The sequence below is a fragment of the Chlorobium sp. N1 genome (assembly GCF_004332115.1).
Lineage (GTDB): Bacteria > Bacteroidota > Chlorobiia > Chlorobiales > Chlorobiaceae > Chlorobium.
Window position 1 is genome coordinate 51,311 of sequence record NZ_SJPA01000009.1, and the last position, 20,392, is coordinate 71,702.

Annotated in this window: 18 protein-coding genes and 4 tRNA genes; 18 read left to right on the forward strand and 4 right to left on the reverse strand. The window is 61.6% G+C overall.

Features of this window, described 5'->3' with window-relative positions:
* Positions 1-7 precede the first annotated feature (7 nt).
* The 8 genes from mreD (at position 8) to nadB (ending at position 8,771) form a co-directional block, all read left to right on the forward strand.
* Entirely contained in the window at positions 8-499 is a 492-nt protein-coding gene (gene mreD / locus E0L29_RS10020; RefSeq protein ID WP_131358474.1) for a rod shape-determining protein MreD, read from the forward strand.
* Between the two features lie 3 nt (positions 500-502).
* Positions 503-2,461, forward strand: coding sequence for a penicillin-binding protein 2 (gene mrdA / locus E0L29_RS10025; RefSeq protein ID WP_131358477.1), 1,959 nt, complete (start codon positions 503-505; stop codon positions 2,459-2,461).
* A complete protein-coding gene (locus E0L29_RS10030; protein ID WP_131358480.1) occupies positions 2,458-3,945 on the forward strand; it encodes an FAD-binding oxidoreductase in 1,488 nt (495 codons plus the stop codon). The genes mrdA and E0L29_RS10030 overlap by 4 nt, the downstream gene beginning before the upstream one ends.
* 8 nt (positions 3,946-3,953) lie before the next feature.
* On the forward strand, positions 3,954-4,427 hold the full coding sequence (gene smpB, locus E0L29_RS10035; protein WP_131358483.1) for an SsrA-binding protein SmpB: 474 nt from the start codon (positions 3,954-3,956) through the stop codon (positions 4,425-4,427).
* Positions 4,428-4,453: 26 nt separating this feature from the next.
* Positions 4,454-5,671, forward strand: a complete 1,218-nt coding sequence (tyrS, locus tag E0L29_RS10040) for a tyrosine--tRNA ligase (RefSeq protein WP_131358486.1) — start codon at positions 4,454-4,456, stop codon at positions 5,669-5,671.
* 112 nt (positions 5,672-5,783) lie between these two features.
* Positions 5,784-6,329 (forward strand): arginine decarboxylase, pyruvoyl-dependent, encoded by a 546-nt coding sequence (locus E0L29_RS10045; protein ID WP_131358489.1) that lies wholly within the window; start codon positions 5,784-5,786, stop codon positions 6,327-6,329.
* 107 nt (positions 6,330-6,436) lie between these two features.
* On the forward strand, positions 6,437-7,084 hold the full coding sequence (locus tag E0L29_RS10050) for a DedA family protein (protein ID WP_131358492.1): 648 nt from the start codon (positions 6,437-6,439) through the stop codon (positions 7,082-7,084).
* A gap of 91 nt (positions 7,085-7,175) precedes the next feature.
* On the forward strand, positions 7,176-8,771 hold the full coding sequence (nadB, locus tag E0L29_RS10055) for an L-aspartate oxidase (RefSeq protein WP_131358495.1): 1,596 nt from the start codon (positions 7,176-7,178) through the stop codon (positions 8,769-8,771).
* Between the two features lie 166 nt (positions 8,772-8,937).
* On the opposite strand, the gene E0L29_RS10060 is transcribed toward nadB, so the two are convergent.
* The 3 genes from E0L29_RS10060 to E0L29_RS10070 are packed head-to-tail and all read right to left on the reverse strand — an operon-like array spanning position 8,938 to position 11,668.
* Positions 8,938-9,771: an NAD+ synthase gene (locus tag E0L29_RS10060; protein WP_131358498.1), complete on the reverse strand. Its 834-nt coding sequence runs from the start codon at positions 9,769-9,771 to the stop codon at positions 8,938-8,940.
* A gap of 12 nt (positions 9,772-9,783) precedes the next feature.
* A complete protein-coding gene (locus tag E0L29_RS11550; RefSeq protein WP_165498882.1) occupies positions 9,784-10,332 on the reverse strand; it encodes a hypothetical protein in 549 nt (182 codons plus the stop codon).
* Between the two features lie 4 nt (positions 10,333-10,336).
* Positions 10,337-11,668 carry a peptidoglycan DD-metalloendopeptidase family protein gene (locus tag E0L29_RS10070; RefSeq protein ID WP_242664366.1) on the reverse strand — a complete coding sequence of 444 codons (1,332 nt, stop codon included), beginning with the start codon at positions 11,666-11,668 and terminating at the stop codon, positions 10,337-10,339.
* A gap of 190 nt (positions 11,669-11,858) precedes the next feature.
* Between E0L29_RS10070 and murA the strand changes: the two genes are divergently transcribed.
* The 7 genes from murA (at position 11,859) to E0L29_RS10105 (ending at position 16,345) form a co-directional block, all read left to right on the forward strand.
* On the forward strand, positions 11,859-13,133 hold the full coding sequence (gene murA / locus E0L29_RS10075; RefSeq protein WP_131358507.1) for a UDP-N-acetylglucosamine 1-carboxyvinyltransferase: 1,275 nt from the start codon (positions 11,859-11,861) through the stop codon (positions 13,131-13,133).
* 87 nt (positions 13,134-13,220) lie between these two features.
* Positions 13,221-13,294, forward strand: a tRNA-Ile gene (locus E0L29_RS10080).
* 32 nt (positions 13,295-13,326) lie between these two features.
* Positions 13,327-13,400: transfer RNA gene (locus tag E0L29_RS10085), tRNA-Glu, on the forward strand.
* A gap of 45 nt (positions 13,401-13,445) precedes the next feature.
* Positions 13,446-13,522: transfer RNA gene (locus E0L29_RS10090), tRNA-Arg, on the forward strand.
* A gap of 44 nt (positions 13,523-13,566) precedes the next feature.
* Complete coding sequence (locus E0L29_RS10095) at positions 13,567-14,460, forward strand: AEC family transporter (protein ID WP_131358510.1); 894 nt, start codon at positions 13,567-13,569, stop codon at positions 14,458-14,460.
* 78 nt (positions 14,461-14,538) lie between these two features.
* Positions 14,539-14,611 (forward strand) — tRNA-Gln (locus tag E0L29_RS10100).
* A gap of 711 nt (positions 14,612-15,322) precedes the next feature.
* Complete coding sequence (locus E0L29_RS10105; protein WP_131358513.1) at positions 15,323-16,345, forward strand: ORF6N domain-containing protein; 1,023 nt, start codon at positions 15,323-15,325, stop codon at positions 16,343-16,345.
* A gap of 1,048 nt (positions 16,346-17,393) precedes the next feature.
* Here the strand turns inward: E0L29_RS10105 and E0L29_RS10110 are convergent.
* Entirely contained in the window at positions 17,394-17,639 is a 246-nt protein-coding gene (locus E0L29_RS10110; protein WP_165498884.1) for a response regulator, read from the reverse strand.
* A 358-nt stretch (positions 17,640-17,997) separates the two neighbouring features.
* Here E0L29_RS10110 and E0L29_RS10115 point away from each other — a divergent pair, with 358 nt between their 5' ends.
* From E0L29_RS10115 to E0L29_RS10125, 3 genes are all read left to right on the forward strand, one after another.
* Positions 17,998-18,906: an ARMT1-like domain-containing protein gene (locus E0L29_RS10115; protein ID WP_131358519.1), complete on the forward strand. Its 909-nt coding sequence runs from the start codon at positions 17,998-18,000 to the stop codon at positions 18,904-18,906.
* Between the two features lie 310 nt (positions 18,907-19,216).
* Positions 19,217-19,612, forward strand: a complete 396-nt coding sequence (locus E0L29_RS10120; RefSeq protein WP_131358522.1) for a DUF6567 family protein — start codon at positions 19,217-19,219, stop codon at positions 19,610-19,612.
* A gap of 62 nt (positions 19,613-19,674) precedes the next feature.
* Positions 19,675-20,091 carry an ARMT1-like domain-containing protein gene (locus tag E0L29_RS10125; protein WP_242664367.1) on the forward strand — a complete coding sequence of 139 codons (417 nt, stop codon included), beginning with the start codon at positions 19,675-19,677 and terminating at the stop codon, positions 20,089-20,091.
* Positions 20,092-20,392: the final 301 nt, after the last annotated feature.

The following is a 20,392-nucleotide window of genomic DNA, read 5'->3' on the forward strand; positions in this document are numbered from 1 at the left end:
CTGAACCGTGGCAAGAAACATCTTCATACTCCTCGCCGTCCTCGTCGCCGTCACCTTCATGCAGGTGCTGGGTTTTTCGCGCCTGACGGTGCTCTACACCGCCCCCGACGCCCTGGCCGTCTTCCTGGCCTTCAGCGCCGTCACGCTCGGCCGCAACGCCGGCATGGGGTTCGGCTTTCTGGGAGGGATCCTCACCGGCCTTCTCTCCGGCGCAGCGGGCCTCCACATGCTGGCGGGAACCCTCGGAGGGTTCGCCGCAGGCTCCTTCCACATCCCCCGGGACAGCCATGCCACGCCGAGCCAGAAAATGCGGCGCATCTATGCTGCCACGGCCGTCGCGGCCTTCGTCTCGCACACGGTCCTGTCGATCGGGGAAAACCCGCTCGGGCTCTCCCCCGCCTACCGCATCGTCGTGCTCGGCCTTCTCGAAACGCTGCTCACCCTCCTGCTGGCATTCGCGGCGAACCTGCTCATCCTGAAAAAGACCTTTTCAGACTGAGCGATGGACAGACTCCAGCACAGCACCAGGATCGTCTCGTTGCTCATCATGGCGGCCTTCGCCGTCCTGCTCGGGCGGCTCTTCTGGATCCAGGTGCTCGATTTCCAGAAACTCGGCTCGATCTCCTCGTCGAACAGCGTGCGCAGGGTCTGGGTGCAGCCCCCGAGGGGGCGCATCATCGACCGGAACGACGTCATCATGGTCGACAACCGGCCGCTCTACTCCGTGAAGGTCATCCCCGCCGAATTCAAGGGCGAGGGCACGGCCGCCCTTGCCTGGCTGATCCGCAGGCCCGAAGAGGAGGTCCGGGAAAAGGTCGAGCGTGGCCGACTGTTCAACCGCTTTTCGGCCGTCACCCTGCGACGGGACCTCGAGGCCCGGGACGTCGAACGGCTCGGTGAAAACCTCTGGGAGCTGCCCGGGGTGCTCATCGAAGCCGAGAACAAACGCAAATACGCCGACTCCCGCCGGGGCGCGCACCTCTTCGGCTACCTCCGCCAGATCGCCCGCCGGGATGTGGCGAAACTGGTGCAGGAGGGCTACGCACAGGACGACAAGATCGGCTACAGCGGACTCGAGCGCCAGTACGAGGAGCGGCTGAGGGGCACGAAAGGCGCCCGCTTCGAAATGGTCACCCCGCTGGGGCGCTACGCCGGCAAGTACGACGACGGCCGGAGCGACGTTTCCGCCGTGCGCGGCGACGACCTCTACCTCAGCATCGACTCCGGGCTCCAGCAGCTCGCCGGGGAACTCATCGAAAACACAGGAAAATCGGGGGCCATCGTAGCCATCGATCCCTCCACGGGAGGGATCCTGGCGCTCGAGAGCGCCCCCGGCTACGACCTCGAAACCTTCAACGGCGCCACCGATCCCGACGGCTGGCGCGCCATCATCACCGACCCCCGCAAGCCGCTCTTCAACCGGACCGTCCAGGCCGTCTACCCTCCCGGCTCGATCTACAAGATGGTGCTGGCCATGGCCGCGCTCGAAGACGGAAAGATCGACCCCGCGAAAAAAGTGCTCGACAACGGGGTCTTCACCTACGGGCGCCGGCGCTTCCTCAGCCACGGAGGAAGGGGCCACGGATGGGTCGACATGCGCCGGGCCATCACGGTATCGTCGAACCTCTACTTCTACAGCCTCATCTTCGACGTCGGTTTCAGCGAATGGACCCGCTTCGGCTCCATGTTCGGATTCGGGCGCAGGACCGGCATCGACCTGCCGGGCGAGCGCAGCGGGCTCCTCCCCTCGAGCGCCTACTACGACCGCCGCTACGGCAAGGGGCGGTGGACCCAGGGCTACCTGGTCAGCCTCTCCATCGGCCAGGGAGAGCTCGGCACCACCCCCGTGCAGCTTGCAGCCTACGCCGCAGCCATCGCCAACGGCGGAACCCTCCACCAGCCGCACATCGCCAACGGCTACCGCGACACCGAAACCGGCCGGTTCGTGCCGCTGCAGCACTTCAGCCGGCAGATCCCCGTATCGGAACCGACCTTCCGCTTCATCCGCGAAAGCATGACGGACGTCGTCCGGGAGGGCACCGGCCAGCTGGCCGCAGTCGAAGGCATCACGGTCGCCGGCAAGACCGGCACCGCCCAGAACCCCCGCGGCAAGGACCACGCATGGTTCATCGCCTTCGCACCGGTCGAGGATCCGAAAATCGCCGTGGCGGTCCTCGTCGAGAACGCCGGATTCGGAGGAACCATCTCGGCGCCGATCGCCGGCAAACTCATCCGCCGCTACCTGCTGCCCGAATCGGCTGCACCGGCATCCCCGGACTCCTCCGGGGGTTCGGCCGACACCAGCCCCGCCGAAGCGGACTCGCTCTCGGACTCCCTGCCGCTCATCGAAGGAATAGATGGCGACGCCAAGGGGAACGGCGACGCCGGCACCGCCGGACACGACACCGAACCCCTGCCGGTGGAGACATCGGCCGGAAACACCGAACCGCAAGCGCCATGATCCATAAAGAAGACCCCGCATCCATACAGAGCTACCTTGAGGACACGAGCAACCTGACCACGGGCCGGACCGAGGGGGTGTTCATCCCCGAAACCCCCGAAGAGCTGGCCGGCCTGCTGCGGGAAGCCGCCGCCCTCAAGCGCCGCTACACCCTCTCGGGCAACGGCACCGGCACGACCGGCGCAAGGATCCCGATGGGAGGCCACGTCATCTCGATGGAGAGGCTCAAGGCCGTCGGCGAGCCCCGACAGACCGCTCCCGGCCACGCCCTCATGAGAGTCCAGGGAGGAGCGATGCTCGAGGAGGTGCAGAAGAGGGCCGAAGCCGCAGGGTGGTTCTACCCGCCGGATCCGACCGAAAAGCTCTGCTTCATCGGCAGCACCATCTCGAACAACTCCTCCGGTGCCCGCTCGTTCCGCTACGGGCCCACGCGCGAGCATGTCGAATCGATCACAATCGTCCTGCCGCAGGGCGACATCCTCGAGCTCCGCCGCGGAGAACACCCCGCAGGACCGGACGGGACGTTCCGGCTCGAGCTGCCCCTGGCCGGCACGCTCGAGTTCCGCCTCCCCCGCTACCGGATGCCCGAAACGACCAAGCACAACGCGGGCTACTACAGCCGCGAGGGAATGGACCTCCTGGACCTCTTCATCGGCTCCGAAGGCACCCTCGGGGCCATCGTCGAAGCCGAGCTCCGGCTCATTCCCCTGCCGGAGCGGATCATCTCGGCCATCATCTACTTCCCCGAAGAGGAGGGGCTGCTCGGGTTCACCGAAGCCCTCCGCAAAAAAGAGGGGCGGGCGCGTCCCCGGGCCCTCGAGTACTTCGACCCGAACGCGCTCGCATTCCTGCGCCGCCGGCACCCCGACACCCCGGAGGGCACAAAAGGGGCGATCTTCCTCGAACTCGAAACCACGGCCGGGGACGAGGATGGGGACCTCGAAAGGCTCTTCGCGCTCATCGAGGAGCACGGCGGGCTCGAGGAGGACTCATGGATCGCCCTCGACCGGGAGGAACAGGACAGGATGCGAGAGTTCCGCCACAGCCTCCCCCTCCAGGTCAACGAATGGCTCAGGACCCAGAAGGAAAGCAAGGTCAGCACCGACATGGCCGTCCCGCCCGCCCGGTTCCGCGAACTGCTCGAAACCTACCGCAGCGCTTGCGAACGGCTCGGCTTTGTCTATATTATTTTCGGTCATATCGGCGACGCCCACGTGCACCTGAACATCCTGCCGCGCAACCATGAAGAGTTCGTGGCGGCCAAGGAGCTCTATCTGGAGTTCATAGGAAAGGTGCTCGAACTCGGCGGCACGCTCTCGGCCGAGCACGGCATCGGCAAGCTCAAGAGCCCGTACCTCGAAGCGATGTACGGCAGGGAGGGGCTCCGTGAGATGGCGGCCCTGAAGCGCGCCCTGGATCCCGCTCTCGTGCTCAACATCGGGAACATGATCCCGGCCGAATATCTCGAAAACCAGCAACGATAAAGCCGGCAGTGGCGAAAAAAGAACAGAAACGTTCATATGCGGAGTCCATCCAGAACCGGAAGGCCCGCTACGAATACCAGATCCTGGAGACCATCGTCGCCGGCATAGAGCTGCTCGGCAGCGAAGTGAAATCGGTACGCCTCGGCAAGGCCAGCCTCAACGAGAGCTATGCCGGCATCCGCAACGGCGAGATCTGGCTCGAGAACATGCAGATCACCCCCTACGAGTTCAACCGCCTGGACGAGCTCGATCCGAGGCGCAGCCGCCGCCTCCTGCTCCACCGCAGGGAGATCGAGCGGCTGAAATCCAAGATCGATGAAAAAGGCCTCACCCTCATCCCCCTGAAGGCCTTCTTCAGCCCGAAGGGCATCCTCAAGGTGGAGCTCGCGCTCGCCAAGGGCAAGAAGCTCTACGACAAGCGCGAAGCCATCAAGGGCCGGGAGAACGAACGGCAGCTCCGCCAGATCCGCAAACAGTACTAGAACACCCCAGAAAGACACACCGCACCATGGCATTCCCCTCCCTTCAGGAACAGCTCGACGTCATCTCCGCCAACACGGTGGAGATCATCAGCCCCGCCGAACTCGAAACGAAGATCAAAGGCAGCATCGAGAGCGCCACCCCGCTCAGGGTGAAGCTCGGCGCCGACCCCTCACGGCCCGACCTCCACCTCGGCCACTCGGTCGTGCTCCAGAAACTGCGGGAGTTCCAGGACCTCGGCCACGAAGCCATCCTCATCATCGGCGACTTCACCGCCATGATCGGCGACCCCTCCGGCAAGAGCAGGACGCGGCCGCAGCTCAGCCACGACGAAGCCCGCGAAAACGGCGCGAGCTACTTCGAACAGGCCTCGAAGATCCTCGACCCTGAAAAGACGACCATCTGCTACAACGCCGACTGGCTCGGCCGCATGAGCTTCGCCGACGTCATCCGCCTCTCCAGTCACTACACCGTCGCCCGCATGCTCGAGCGGGACGACTTCGAACGCCGCTACCGCTCCGGCGAACCGATCTCCATCCACGAATTCCTCTACCCGCTCGCCCAGGCGATGGACTCCGTCCACCTGAAGAACGACATCGAGCTCGGCGGCACCGACCAGAAGTTCAACCTCCTCGTCGGCCGCGACCTGCAGCGCGAGCACGGCATCACGCCGCAGGTCTGCATCACCATGCCGCTGCTCGTCGGCACCGCCGGGGAGGACAAGATGTCCAAGTCGCTCGGCAACGCCGTCTGCTTCAACGACCCCGCACCCGACATGTACGGCCGGGTGCTCTCCATTCCCGACACCCTCATCGAGAACTGGAGCCGGCTGCTCCTGCCGCATGAGAGCGAAGGGCGCCGCAGGATCCTCGAAGGGTGGGAACGCGATCCCCGTACCGCCAAGCGCACGCTCGCCCGCGAGATCGTCGCCCGCTACTGGTCGGCGGACGAGGCCGAAGCGGCCGAAGCGCACTTCGACCGGCTCTTCGTCCACAAGAAGGCCCCGGACGAGATCGAGCTCACCCGTTTCGACGAGCGCGAGCTTCCGCTCGTCGACCTGCTCGCCGCGCTCGGAGCCGCCTCGTCGAAGAACGAGGCACGGCGTCTGATCCAGCAGAAAGCGGTCTCGATCGACGAAGAGCGCATCGAAGACATCAAGGCGGTGGTCGCCCTCACCGCGGAGCCCAAAACCCTGAAAGCCGGCAAGCGGAAATTCTACAGGATCGCAGGAGGGGGCGAAGGATAAGCCGGAAGGAGGTACTCAAAAAAAATCGTTTCGAATGCCGTACCTTTTTCCTATAATTGCTCAATTTCGGTAGCGTCACAATTTCCGCAACAATTTAATCGGAGGAACCGCATTGTCATTCGTACCGACGAAAGTCTTCTTCACCAAGGGCGTAGGAAGACACAAGGAGTATCTCTCCTCGTTCGAGCTGGCGCTGAGGGATGCCAAGATCGAAAAATGCAACCTGGTTACCGTTTCGAGCATCTTTCCTCCCAAATGCGAACGGATCAGCGTTGAAGAGGGTGTGAAACTGCTCACCCCCGGCCAGATCACCTTCGCGGTGATGGCCCGCAACTCCACCAACGAGAACAGCCGGCTCATCGCCTCCTCGATCGGCGTGGCCATCCCGGCCGACGACAACCAGTACGGCTACCTCTCCGAGCACCATCCCTTCGGTGAGGATGCCGAGACTTCCGGCGAATACGCCGAAGATCTCGCGGCGACCATGCTGGCGACCACCCTCGGCATCGAATTCGATCCCAACAAGGACTGGGACGAACGCGAGGGCATCTACAAGATGAGCGGCAAGATCATCAACTCCTACAACATCACCGAATCCGCCGAAGGCCAGAACGGCCTCTGGACGACGGTAATCTCCTGCGCGGTCCTGCTCCCGTAACCATACGGCCGGGAAACGTCCGCCAGAGAACAGGACAGCGGCACCTCCGCCCGCCAGAAAGGCCGGCGGGGGTGCCGCACTGCTTTCAACCCTACACAGAGACGCCGATGCCCCTTTTCGAATCCCTGCAGCATATCGGATCCCTCGACGAGCTCGTCCTCCGGGGCGGCTACCTCCTGCTCTTCCTGCTCGTCTTCGCAGAAACGGGACTCTTTGCGGGATTCTTCCTGCCCGGCGACTCGCTGCTCATCACCGCGGGGCTCATCGCCGCATCAGGCCGCCTCGATCTCCTGTCCGTCATGGCGACGCTCGTATCGGGAGCAGTCCTCGGCGACCTCACCGGCTGGCTCATCGGCCGGCATATCGGGCGCCGCCTCTTCCTGAAAAGCGACTCGCGTTTCTTCCACCGCGAGCACCTCGAAAAGACCGAAACCTTCTACCGCCGGCACGGCCCCAAAGCCGTCTTCCTCGCCCGCTTCATTCCGATCGTGCGCAGCTTCGCCGCCACCCTCGCCGGGGTCACCGGCATGCCGGCCTCCCGGCTGCTCTTCTTCAGCATGGCCGGCAGCACCGTCTGGGTGGGGTTCTTCACCCTCGTCGGCTACAGCCTGGCCAGCCTCTTCCCGGAGCTGGTCGCATGGATCCATGCCGTCATCGCCGTCGGCATCGTCCTGATCATCCTGAGCGCCCTGCGCCACCTGGTGCCGGCAGGGAGAGGCCCGAGCAAGAAGCCCGAAGCGGAAAACACACCATGAAGAAAAGAATGCCGCAGGGAAAAATGCCCGCGGCATGGTATTTTGCGCTAAACCACCGCACCTGGAACAGCAACCCGGCACACACACACCCATGACCGAAGAGATCAAGACGGACGTCCTCGTGATAGGCAGCGGCATCGGCGGCCTCTATTTCGCCATCCATATGGCCGACCATGCACGGGTCACCATCATTACCAAGAAGGAGAGCTCGACCTCCAACACCAACTGGGCACAGGGCGGTATCGCGGCGACCATCGACCACAACGACAGCGCAGAGCTGCACATCGCCGACACGCTCGACGCCGGCGCCGGGCTCTGCAACCGCCGGATGGTGGCGACCATGGTCGAGGAGGGCCCGCAGCACATCAGGCGGCTCATCGACCTCGGCGTGCAGTTCACCACCTCCGCCGACCGCCACCTCGACCTCGGCAAGGAGGGCGGCCATTCGCGCAGCCGCATCGTGCACGCCCGCGACCTCACCGGCCGCGAAGTCGAAACGGCGCTCCTCGAACGCGCCGGAAGCCACCCGAACATCACGCTGCTCGAGCACCACTTCGCCATCGAGCTCATCACCGAGCACCATCTCGGAATCAAGACCAACGACATCACCTGTTACGGCGCCTACGTGCTCGATTCCCTGCAGGACAGGCCGAAGAAGATCCTGGCCAGGATCACCATGGTGGCTTCAGGAGGGCTCGGCCACGTCTACCCGCACACCACCAACCCCGACATCGCCACCGGGGACGGGATCGCGATGGCCTACCGCGCCGGAGCGGAGATCGCCAACATGGAGTTCATCCAGTTCCACCCCACCTCGCTCTACCACCCGAAGGCCAAGTCGTTCCTCATCTCCGAGGCGGTCAGGGGGTTCGGCGGCATCCTGCGGCTGAAGGACGGCGAAGCCTTCATGCACAAATACGACCGGCGCGAGAACCTCGCCCCCCGCGACATCGTGGCCCGCGCCATCGACTCCGAGATCAAGAAAAGCGGCGAGGAGTGCGTCTTCCTCGACGTCACCCATATCGACGCGGCAAAGACCATCGAGCACTTCCCGAACATCTACGAGACCTGCCTCGAGTACGGCATCGACATGACGAAGGAGATGATCCCGGTGGTGCCGGCGGCGCACTACTCCTGCGGCGGCATCCTCACCGACGACCGGGGACACACGACCATAAACCGCCTCTACGCCTGCGGCGAGACCAGCTGCACCGGGGTGCACGGAGCCAACCGCCTGGCCAGCAACTCCCTGCTCGAGGCGCTCGTCTTCGCATGGCGCTCCTTCGAGCAGATCCAGAAGGAGCTGCACCACATCCAGAACAGCGTCGACTTCCCCGACTGGGACGACAGCGGCACCGCGAACCCCGAGGAGTGGATCCTCGTCTCGCACAACAAGCGGGAGGCGCAGCAGGTGATGAACGACTACGTCGGCATCGTACGCAGCGACCTGCGCCTGCAGCGCGCCAAGCGCCGCATCGACTTCCTCAAGGAGGAGACCGAGTCCTACTACAAGAAGACCCGCATCACCACCCAGACGCTCGAGTTGCGCAACATCATCAAGGTGGCGAGCCTCATCATCGAAGGGGCGATGAAGCGCAGGGAGTCGCGCGGCCTGCACTACACGACCGACTACCCCCAAACCGACGACCGGCACTTCCACATGGACACCGTCCTGCGATCGTTCTGAAGAACGCTGCAGAGCAAGGGCCCTAAAAGCCGGAGAGGGCGAAGGCGGAACGGAACGGAAAAGAAGAAAGGCGCAGAAGCGGGAGAAAAGAGAAGAACAGAACGGGACCGGCAGGAACGGCAGAAGGAAAAGAGAGGGGGAGGCCGCCGGCCTCCCCCTCCTGTTTCTAGCGAACCGCCTGCCAGTCGCGGGCGTAGCGGAAGTCGATGCCGGGCGTGCGGGCGGACACCTTCGCAATCACCGGCATCATCCGCTTGTACTGGTTGCGCACCACCATCCGGCGCACCCGCTCGTAGAACCCTTCGTCGATGCCCTCGCGGAGGACGTCCCGGCGGTCCATGCGCAGCTCCAGCATCATGTAGAGCAGGAGGTCGACGTCGCCGTAGGAGAAGCCGAGGTCACTTTCGTCGCTCTGCCCCTCCCAGAGGTCGGCCGAGGGGGCCTTGTCGATGATGGCGGCGGGGATGCCGAGATGGCGGGCAAGTCCACGGACCTGGGTCTTGTAGAGGTCGCCGAGCGGGTTGACGGCCGAAGCCATGTCGCCGAACATGGTGCCGTAGCCGAGCAGCAGCTCCGTCTTGTTGCTTGTGCCGACCACCAGGCTGCCGTCCCGGGCGGAGACGTCGTAGAGCAGGACCATGCGGGTGCGCGCCATGATGTTGCCGCGGCGCAGCCGCTCCCCCTCCGGGACGTCGGCGAAAAAGGCGTCGGCCATCGGCGTGACTGCGCGCTCTTCGGAACGGATGGCGAGCCGCTCGACCATGAGGTCGGCATGTTCCAGGCTCTCGCGGCTGCTCAGGCTGTAGGGCATCTTCAGGGCAAGCACGTTCTCCGCGCCGAGGGCGCGCACGGCAAGCTCCGCCACGACAGCCGAGTCGATCCCCCCGGAGAGTCCGAGCACGGCGGAGGAGAAACCGAACTTGCCGATTTCGTTCCGGAGGAAGGCCGTCAGGATCTTTTCGAGAAGGCCGTAGTTGAGATCGAGGTCCTGGACCTGCATGGAGGGAGGGCGTTAGAGGTTGAAGAGCCGGACGAGCGCCGTGGAGAGGACGTAGACCGAAGCCTGCAAGAGGCCGGTGACGAGTGCGGCTGCCTTGACCGGCCGGCCCGAAAGAGCAAAGAGCGAACCGAAGCCCGCCGTGGAGATGAGCAGCATGTGGCCGAGCGCCAGCAGGGCGAAAAGCCAGCTCCAGCTGCCGGTGAAGTAGAAGAGCTCGAAAAGCCAGATCGGGGTGAGGGCGTAGGAGAGCACCGTCACCACTCCGCCCTCCATCTCGGCGGCACGCTCGCCGAAAAGAAGCCTGGCCGTCACGGCCGAGAGGAGGTAGAATGCCGAAACGTCGAGGATGAAGGAGAGGATGGAGAACAGCATGGCCGTGCGCGGCACGCCGATGAGCGGAAACTTCAGGAGCTGCACCATGGCGATGACCGGCACGGCGTAGCCCCGCTGCAGGTCGAGCCCCTCGGGCCACCGGCCCTGCTGCAGCTCCGCCCAGAACCTCCGGTAGCGGAACATCACGGCGACCATTGCGCCGAAGATCCCTTTCACACCTGATTCCATACGCCTACCTGAGCCATTTTTCCGGATTCTGCTTCACGCCGGCCTTCCAGATCTCGAAATGGACGACAGAGCCGCCGTCGGGGTTTTTGCCCGACAGGCCGATCAGCTGCTGCGAACGGATGAGGTCGTTTTTGGCCACGCGGAGCTCGCCGAGGTTGGCGTAGACCGTCAGGTAGGAGTTCGGGTGGCGGATGATGACGATGTTGCCGAAGGTCGGCATGAAGGCGATCTGGGCCACCTTGCCGCCGGAAACGGCCTTCACCTGCGATCCCGCCGCAACGGCGATGTCGATGCCGTTGTTGGTCGTCACGATCTTCAGCTCCTGGTCGGTCACCGAACCGAACCGCTGCGCGACCCGCCCGTTCGATACCGGCCAGGGCAGCTGGCCCAGGGCCTTGTCGAAGTCGGCCGATATCCGAAGCAGTTCCGGCGAGTCCGGGGGCGTCGGCACGCGGCGGCCTCCGGAGGGAGAAGGTGCGCTCTTTGAGGCGGCGCGGCGGCGGGCCGCCTCGGCCTCGATGGCCCGCTGCTCGGCCTTGATGAGCGCCTCGATCCGGCCCTGCAGCTGCCGCCGCTTGCGCCTGGCGGCCAGGACCTTGGCCGTATAGGCGGCCCGATTTTTCTTGATCTTCTCGAGCGCAGCCTCTTTCTCGGTTTTGCTGGCGGCATAGTTCTTCAGCTGCCGCTCCTGGTCCCTGACGGTCTCCGCCTTTGCCCGGTAGCTGCGCTCAAGGTCGGCCTGGTTGCGACGGAGCGTTTCGGCGGTGTTCTGGAGGGTGTCGGCGTGGCCGTGGACGGCGCGGGCAAAAAAGCTCATGTAGTGGGCCCTGACGATGGCCTCGTTGACCGATGGGGCCGAGAAGACGCGCTGGCGCTCCCGGTCGGCGCCATGCTTGTAGACGGCGACGGCCGTCCGCGCGAAGTCCTGGGAGAGCGTGCCGTACGCCTGGCGGTTCTCCCTGAGCTGCCCCTGCAGGCGGTCGATGTCGCGGTCGAGCACCGTCAGGTAGCGCTGGTTCTCGCCGATCAGCCGGCCGAGGGTCGCGATCTTCTGCTGGAGGGCCTTCAGGCGGCGCAGCGAGCTTGTCTCCTGGCGCTTGGTGGCGTTGAGCTTCTTCTGGTAGAGGTCGAGCTCCTTTTTCAGCTTGCCGAGCGTTCGCTCGACCTCGAGCCGCTCCTGCTTGATCCTGGAGAGCTCGCCCGTCGTGGCCGAGCCGGCCGTACCGGGCAGGGCGGCATGCAGCAGGAACAGGGCCAGGAAAAGCACGAGCGGCCGGGCGGCATGGAACAGGAACCGAGAAGGGCGTATGGGGCCCTTGGTGGAAGAGTGGATCACGTGTCGGAAAATGGTTTGCTCTCGTCCGGCGCCCGCTGGAGCCGCGCGCCGGCGCGGAATGTTTCAAGGTACAGCATTAATCCTTTTCTTCGCAAACGGGCGGGGTAAAAAATTAATTTGTTTTTCTGCGGGCTAAAGCATTAACTATCGCTTTTTCCCGGCTCGCAAGAGACATACAACAAGGCACCGAATGGACAAGCTCGTCATCACGGGGGGCAAAAGGATAGAGGGCGAAATCACGGCCGCGGGTTCGAAGAACTCCTCGCTGCCGATCATCGCCGCGACGCTGCTCTCCGGCAGCGGCACCTTCAGGCTGCACCGCATCCCCGACCTCAAGGACATCGCCACCTTCCGCCAGCTCCTCGGCCATCTCGGCGCCGAAACGGCGTTCGAAGACAACACCCTCACGGTTTCGACCGCCCGGGTCGAAAGCGTCCTTGCGCCCTACGAACTCGTCAAGAAGATGCGGGCCTCGATCTACGTGCTCGGCCCCCTGCTCGCCCGGTTCGGCCACGCAAGGGTCTCGCTGCCCGGCGGCTGCGCCTTCGGACCCCGCCCGATCGACCTGCACCTCATGGCTATGGAGAAGCTCGGTGCGAAAATCACCATCGAGACCGGCTTCATCGACGCCGTGGCAGAACACGGCCGCCTCCGGGGAGCCGAGATCGACTTCCCCGTCACCTCGGTCGGTGCCACCGGCAACGTGCTCATGGCCGCGGTGCTGGCCGAAGGCACCACGACGATCACCAATGCGGCTGCCGAGCCCGAAATCGAGGCCCTCTGCCAGTTCCTCAGGGCGATGGGCGCCGAAATCGAGGGCGTCGGCACCACCACGCTCACCATCCGGGGCAGGGAGTCGCTCCGCCACGTCGAGTTCGAGAACATCTTCGACCGCATCGAGGCCGGCACCATCCTGGCTGCGGCGGCCATCACCGGCGGCTCCGTCACCATCCGGGGCGTCATCGCCTCCCACATGGAGGCCGTCCTCCGGAAATTCGCCGAGGCCGGCTGCCGGGTGGACACGACGGAAGACAGCGTCACCCTCCAGAGCACCGGCCGGCTGACGGCGACCTCCATCGCGGCCGAGCCCTTTCCGGCGTTTCCGACCGACATGCAGGCGCAGTGGATGGCGCTCATGACCCAGGCCGAAGGCACCAGCGAGATCACCGACCACGTCTACCATGAACGCTTCAACCACATCCCCGAACTCAACAGGCTCGGGGCCCATATCGAAATCGACGGCAACCGGGCGCTGGTCCACGGACCGCAGGCGCTCTCCGGTACGAAAGTGATGTCGACGGACCTCCGGGCGTCGGCATGCCTGGTGCTCGCAGGGCTTGTCGCCGACGGCGCGACCGAGGTACTGCGCGTCTACCACCTGGACCGGGGCTATGAGAGGATCGAGGAACGCCTGCGAAGCCTCGGCGCAAAGATCCGGCGCGAAAAATACAGTGAGTTCGGCTGAGGGAAAACAAATCGGCAAAAAAGAAATTTCTCTTTTGCATTTCTATCGGAGAGCGTTATATTAGGACTCTCTAACGCCAAGGACTGAGGGCCCTTAGCTCAGTTGGTCAGAGCAAGCGACTCATAATCGCTGGGTCGTAGGTTCAAGTCCTACAGGGCCCACTGGTTCTGACGGCAGCAGAGAACAATTACCTGGCGTGTTCGTCTAGTGGCCCAGGACATCGCCCTCTCAAGGCGAAGATCACGGGTTCGAATCCCGTACACGCTACATGACCCGGGGCCTCTGCCAGCCACTGCAGAGGCCCCAACATATGCACCCGTAGCTCAACTGGATAGAGTATCTGACTACGAATCAGACGGTTAGAGGTTCGAATCCTCTCGGGTGTACCAACAGCAAAGGCCTCTTCCCAACTCCGCATCGTGCATAACCTGACATGTTCGATCTGGCCTTTCTCCTCGCTCCGACCTTCGCAACGTTCCTTCTCGGCTTCCTCTTCCGCCGCCTCCGCATCCTTGACGACGCCGACGTCGATACCCTCTTCAAGGTCATTTTCAACCTCGCCCTTCCTGCACTCCTGCTCTCGGTGCTGCCGTTCGTCAGCCTCGAAAGGAGCATGCTGGCCCTTCCCGCCGCATCGCTTGCCGTGATCATCCTGACCGGTGGCGCCGCAGCCATCTCCGGCCGCTTCCTGCGACTCCCCGACCGCTCCCTCGGCGTGCTGTATTCCGGAGCCATCATCATGAACCTCGGCTTCATCATGCCGTTCGTCAAGTCCTTTTACGGCGACGAGGGACTGGCGCGGCTGTTCGTCTTCGACCTCCCCAACAGCATCTCCGCCTACACCCTGGCCTACGCCCTGGCATGCCGCAGCGGAGAGGGCGGCCTCTGGGGCGCAATCCGCAAGGTCCTCTCCTCCCCGCCGGTCTGGGCGCTCGGCGCCGGCATCACGATGAACCTCCTCGAAGTGCGCCCCGGCCCCATCGAAGCCGGCATCCTCCAGTCGCTCGCCTCGCTCGCCATTCCGCTCCTCCTGCTGAGCCTCGGGGCATCGGCCCGTTTTGCCGCCGTTCCCCCGGCACGCGTCCTCACGGGCATCGGCGTGCGCATGGCGCTCGGCCTCGGCGCCGGAATCCTTTTGGCGGCCCTCTTCAGGCTCGAGGGAATCGACCGTGCGATCGTCATCATCGCCGCCTCGGCACCGGCAGGCTTCAACACCCTCACCTTCGCCTCGCTCGAGAACCTCGACCGGAACCTCGCCGCAACGCTCGTCACCACGGGCATGCTGATCTCGCTCGTGCTCGTGCCGCTGCTCGTCGCGATGCTCTGAAAAAGCGGAAGGGCCGGAATGCAAAAAAACTTGTTTTGAATCGAGAATTTTTCCTATATTGGCAACTCTCAAGCTGATTGAGGAGTGGCCAAATTGGTAAGGCACCTGATTCTGGATCAGGCAATTCCAGGTTCGAGTCCTGGCTCCTCAGCACCAGAAAGCCCTGCAACGGAAAACGTCGCAGGGCTTTTTTCGTTTGTGCCGCTCTCCCCCCCGCTCTCACTTCCCGGAATAAACGCGCACCTCGAAATCCCTCAAAAGCGTACCCGGCGGCGCGCTTACGGCTTCAAGCCTCCCAGGGACTCCTTCCGGCCGGCAAACCCGCCGCCCTGCGTGTTCCGCCCAACCCCGAACACGAATTCCGCCATACATCGAACAGGTTTTCCGCTCCAACTTCGAACGATTTTAAGCCCTCGGGCAGAAAAGGTGTTCGAAATAACCGGACCCCAGCAGATCACCGTATTCGGAGTATCGCACAGCCACTGCCCCACCACGACGCTTTTCATTAATAATGGGCCATCCAATTTCCCCGTGTTTCTCTGTGAAATTTGGCTGGACAAATATCTACATTGATAACAGAGTATTTATCGTGGGAACAAGAAGGGATATGCGGCCATAGCTCCAAAAGGCGAGGAACTGGCGCATGCCGCAACGGCACGGGACAACAGTTTTAATGCGTTGACGGCGCTGACGCAGGAAATCCATTCGCTTGAAATTGCTGCAGGGCTCAAGAGGACGATGACCGAAATCTGCATCGGACTGTCCCAACTGCAGCGCATCGAGGCTCAGGTTGGCATGGAACTGACCGATTCCGATTACGAATTCATAATGGGTGAGCAACCATCGTACAGGTATGAGGAACATGAGCAACCTGGAAATCGTCGATCAGGGAAAAGAGCTGCAAAGACTGATTCATACCTTACGCGGTGTCGAAGTGATGTTCGACCACGATCTTGCCGCACTCTACGGTGTGGAAACCCGAGTGTTCAATCAGGCGGTCAAGCGCAACATCGAACGATTTCCCGATACCTTCCGCTTTCAGTTGACCGCCGAAGAGTATGACGCTCTAAGATCACAACCTGTGACCTTAAACAACCCGGTTACGAACATACAAATACCACCCTCATTCGGAAAATCGAATCGACAGCAATCGTTGCCGGGCAAAGAGAATACCGCTTCATCCGGATCGGAGGTCATAGCGCCCGAAAAAGGCAGAGGGAAACATCGCAAGTACCTGCCATATGCCTTCACCGAACAAGGCGTTGCCATGCTCTCGTCGGTGTTGCGTAGCGAAACGGCGATTCAGACCAGTATCAGCATTATCAATGCCTTCGTGGAGATGCGTCGATACCTTGCGGCCAATGTTGGCCTGCTGCAGCGCCTTAATCTTCTGGAACAGCGTCATTCAACCCTGGAAATCGAAACGGCAACCCGTTTTGAAACGGTGTTCGATGCGCTTGAGCAGAAAAGCGTCAATCCGGTTCAGGGCATCTTTTTTAACGGTCAGATATTCGATGCATACCTCTTTGTCAACGATCTCTTACGACAGGCAACAAGATCGATTATCCTGATCGACAACTATATCGATGACAGCGTCCTCATGCAGTTGACAAAACGTTCAGGAAACGTTCAAGCCACGATTCTCTGCAGGAACATCAGCAAACAGCTTGCACAAGACCTGAAAAAACATAACGCGCAGTATCCGCCCATCACCATCAGGGAATTCGCTGACAGTCACGATCGCTTTCTGATTCTCGATGAAGAAATCGTCTATCATCTTGGTGCATCACTCAAAGACCTTGGACGGAAGTGGTTTGCCTTTTCAAAAATGGCGAAATCCGGACTGAAGGTGATGGATCGAATCAAAGCGTATCTGGAACATTAAACACTCCCGGCAAACAACCCATACAACCCGAAACCCCATGACCACCCCGGTCCCCAACCGGCTGGTGCCGAGAACGGGAGCAGTCTGGATCAATGCTTCGGCGTGGCCTCAAAAAGCTCATCAAACTTCGAACGAGTTCAGCCCCCCGGGTGGAATCGGTGTTCAACGATGCTTATGGAGCCAGCCCCGGTGTGGTCTCACGAGACTGAACGTACATCCCGGCCAAAGCCGCCCATGAGCGGTTCACCCGAACACGCCGGAGAGCATCGGATTTCAGCCTGGAGATCAAAGCCGTACTTGCGACAGCTGATCCGGGCACGCGCCGCCTGATTGTCTTTCCATGCCGGCTCCGGCAAACCCAGGTTCGAATCCTTGAGCCTCAGTACTGGAATGCGCTACTGCGCATAAAAGCAGAGAGGCCACGTACACATCTCCCTCGACGATCGGCAATATCTCTCACAGCCTGACCTGGCCCGCATTGCTTAGAAGCCACAACATCTAACCGAAAGAGATCATCGCTCCGGCGCGCTTAAAATCCCCATATTCCCGCATAATCACGCGGCTATAACGTTCAAGGGCCATAAATATCTTTAATCGCGTAGCTTAGACTGTTTCCTGAGTTCAGAAATCGCATAACTTGCAATAGAACCCCGCGTGTATTCCCCATCCACGTAGGATTGCCGTCCAACAGTTGTAATACAGAACAGCAATGCACTACGCCGAACAGATCAACAGAGAAATCATCGAGCGCCTGAAAAAGCGGCATGTCGTTTTCAGTTCCGGCTCACACTACAGATTTCGCTACGCAAGCCAGGCCTCTCAGAGAGGCGAACGCTGCACTGGCAGGAGCTCATTGATGAGCTGACCCTTCACGCGGTAGAGTATGGGCTGGAAACCATCGACGAACAGGCCTACATAGAGATGACTCCCACCGGCTGCGGGAGCCATTGCGGGAGTCGGGCGGCATGCGGCGCATCCACCCTCATGAATGTATTCGGACCGCCGTGTCCGCCGATCTCCTTAAGCGCGTGTAATGGCCACGGCATCCTCACAGCGCCAGACCCGGAACAGTCGCCACTGCGGCACAGAGAAGCGTTCGGGACACCGGTTTTGTGAGGATATGCTTTCCATCCATCGCCTCACCGGGACGATGGTGGCCGATGTCTCCGGAAACAAAGAACACCTTCAGATCCGGAATGATCAGCCTGGCTTTCTCCGCAAGCCGGAATCCATCCATTTCCGGCATTCGCACATCGCTCGGCAGCAGGTCGAGCCCACCCCCTGTGCTGTTCAAGCAGCCGCAGCGCCCCGGAGGGAGAACCGGTGAGGAAAACATCATAGCCGTCACCGTCCATGAATACCCTGAACCGGGAAACGATCAACAGGCTCTTATCTCTATGGGGTGCTTTGAGGGGAAACGGCATCCGGCCGGGATTATATTAATAGGGTGATAAGGCAACGACTCTCATCCGGTATTACTCCTCAAATTTTTATACCGTACATTACATCCGTCATACTCGCCCGCCAATCAAGCCCGGCAGGGACTGCCCGTGGTCATGCCGTCGGCAGCGGCAGTCATCCCCGGCAGAAAAAACGCCAGCATGACAGAACAGAGCAGGCGATCCTCAACGAACAGCAAACACCCCCTAGACATGACCACCCCCCGGAGAACGATTCCCGCCGAATGCTACAGCTGCCTCTTCGGCCAGCTCGACTCACTGGTGAACATCACCGGAATGGACGAAAAGCAGGCAAAAAGCCTGTTCGAACACGCAATGCGCAAATTGCTCGAAACCCAGGGTGAGGGCATCGTGGCGCAGCACCTCATCCGAAGCGCCACCGACCATGCCGCCCTGCTCCTCGGCAACACTGAGGACTTCGATCCCTACCGCCAGATCAAGAAAGAGTCGAACGACATCGCCATGGCCTTTGCAGAACGCTTCAGCAACAGCTCGAACGACGGCAGAATCTCCCTGGAAGAGGCGGTGAAGGTTGCGGCGGCGGGCAACATCATCGATTTCGGCGCCCTGCGCCACGGGTCGCTCGACATCGAAAAGGAACTCGCCTCGATCGACGGCCAGGCGTTCGGCTGCTTCGACATGGAGCCGTTCAAAAGCCGCCTCGGCGATGCCCGCCGGCTGCTCTACATCTGTGACAACGCCGGCGAGATCGTCTTCGACCGGCTCTTCGTCGAAACCATCGCGCGGCTGCACCCCGGACTGGAGATAACCTGCTCGGTGAGGGAACGACCGGTCATCAACGACGCGGTCATGGCCGATGCCCTTTACGTCGGGCTCGATACCGCCGCCCCGGTCGTCTCGTCCGGCAGCGTCTACCCGGGGACGCTCCTCGAAGAGACCTCCGAAGCGTTCAGGAGGCTCTACGACGAAGCGGACCTCGTCATCGCCAAGGGTCAGGGGAATTTCGAGACGCTGCTCGAGGAGGCCGACCCGAAGCTCTTCTTCATCCTGAGGATCAAGTGCGGGCGGATGGCCAGGCTCTCCGGGATCCTGAAAGGCGAGCTGGTGCTGATGCAGGGAGGAGGACAGAAAACCCGCTGATCGAACGCCGCCGCATAACACCCGAAAACCCCCTCACGCTCCGCAACCCGCAGCCCCGCTCTGCTCACGAAACAGCCGCCGCTTGACGAAAAAACAAGCGGTATTCGAGCTATTAAAAACATGAAAAATAGGAATACTCGAATTCGGAGCGTATGTTACAAGTGCTGACGGGTTTGGACCGAAAGGCGACTCGCTGCAAAAAAGCACACAGCAGGCCCGCCGCGCCATGCAGCATCCGCAGCATGCGAATCAGCCCCCATCCAATCAGCCGCACGGAAAGATCGACCACAACAACCACAACCTCAGAGCAATGAAACATCAGGGACTGATCATCGGAGCAACCGTAGCGGCGCTGTCGCTCTCACTATCGGCTTGCGACACGCTGAAACTCGGCCAGATGAAAGGCCAGACGACCACGACTCATGTAGAGCTGTCAAAAAACAACTACAAGGTCATCAAGACCGGAGCAAAGGGCGCCAGCACCCACGGCTTCAAACTGCTCGGCATCATCCCGTTTGGCGGGCCCGACTATGCAGAGGCCAAGGAGAAGCTCTACAGCTCTGTCGGACAGCCCCTGACAGGGAAAGCTATCGGCCTTGCCAACCAGACGGAGGAATGGTCCGAAAAGAGCTATATCCTTTTCTCGATCCCGACGGTCACCCTTCAGGCTGATGTGATCGAGTTTACCGACAGCAACTCGAAATAACGGCACGGCCCCATCCGCCCAAATCAAGAAACAAAGCCCCCAGGTCATGGGGGCTTTGTTGTTTGCCGACGCTCCCGAAAGCCCGGCGGATCCTCTACATCTGCGACAACGCCGGAGAAATCGTCTTCGACAGGTTCTTCGTCGAAACCATCGCGCGGCACCGGCCCGACCTGGCGATAACCTGCACGGTGCAGCAAACGCCCATCATCAACGACGCGGTCATGGCCGACGCCCTCTACGCCGGATTCGACGACGACGCTACGGTGGTCGTCTCCTCCGGCAGCGTCTACCCTGGAACAATCCCGGAAGAGAGCTCCGAAACATTCAGGGAGCTGTACGACGGCGCCGATATGATCATCGCGAAGGGAGAGGGGAATTTCGAGACGCTGCTCGGGAAACCCGTGCATCCCGCCACAAACACTCAATATACACACTGCAACAACCACCCGTCAATCCGCCACATGCGTAACAGGACCTGATACCAGTGTGCTAACCTACAGAATACCATTCAATTAATTATACAAACCGCACTGCTTATCCTCGAGGATCCTTGCAGAATAGGGGAGGCGGTATGTATATTTATATGTATGGACTTCCGCTCCTACAACCACAACAACAACCACAACCACACGCCCCCCTACCAATGAAAAAACGGCTCCTCGCTGTGGGGAGTGGGTGACGGTATGAGAAGCGTATATTGTTGGTCAACTCTGACAACATACAATTCTCCTCTGTTACATGAACGACCTGACCCTCTTTCAGCTGGCTCTGGGACTTGAA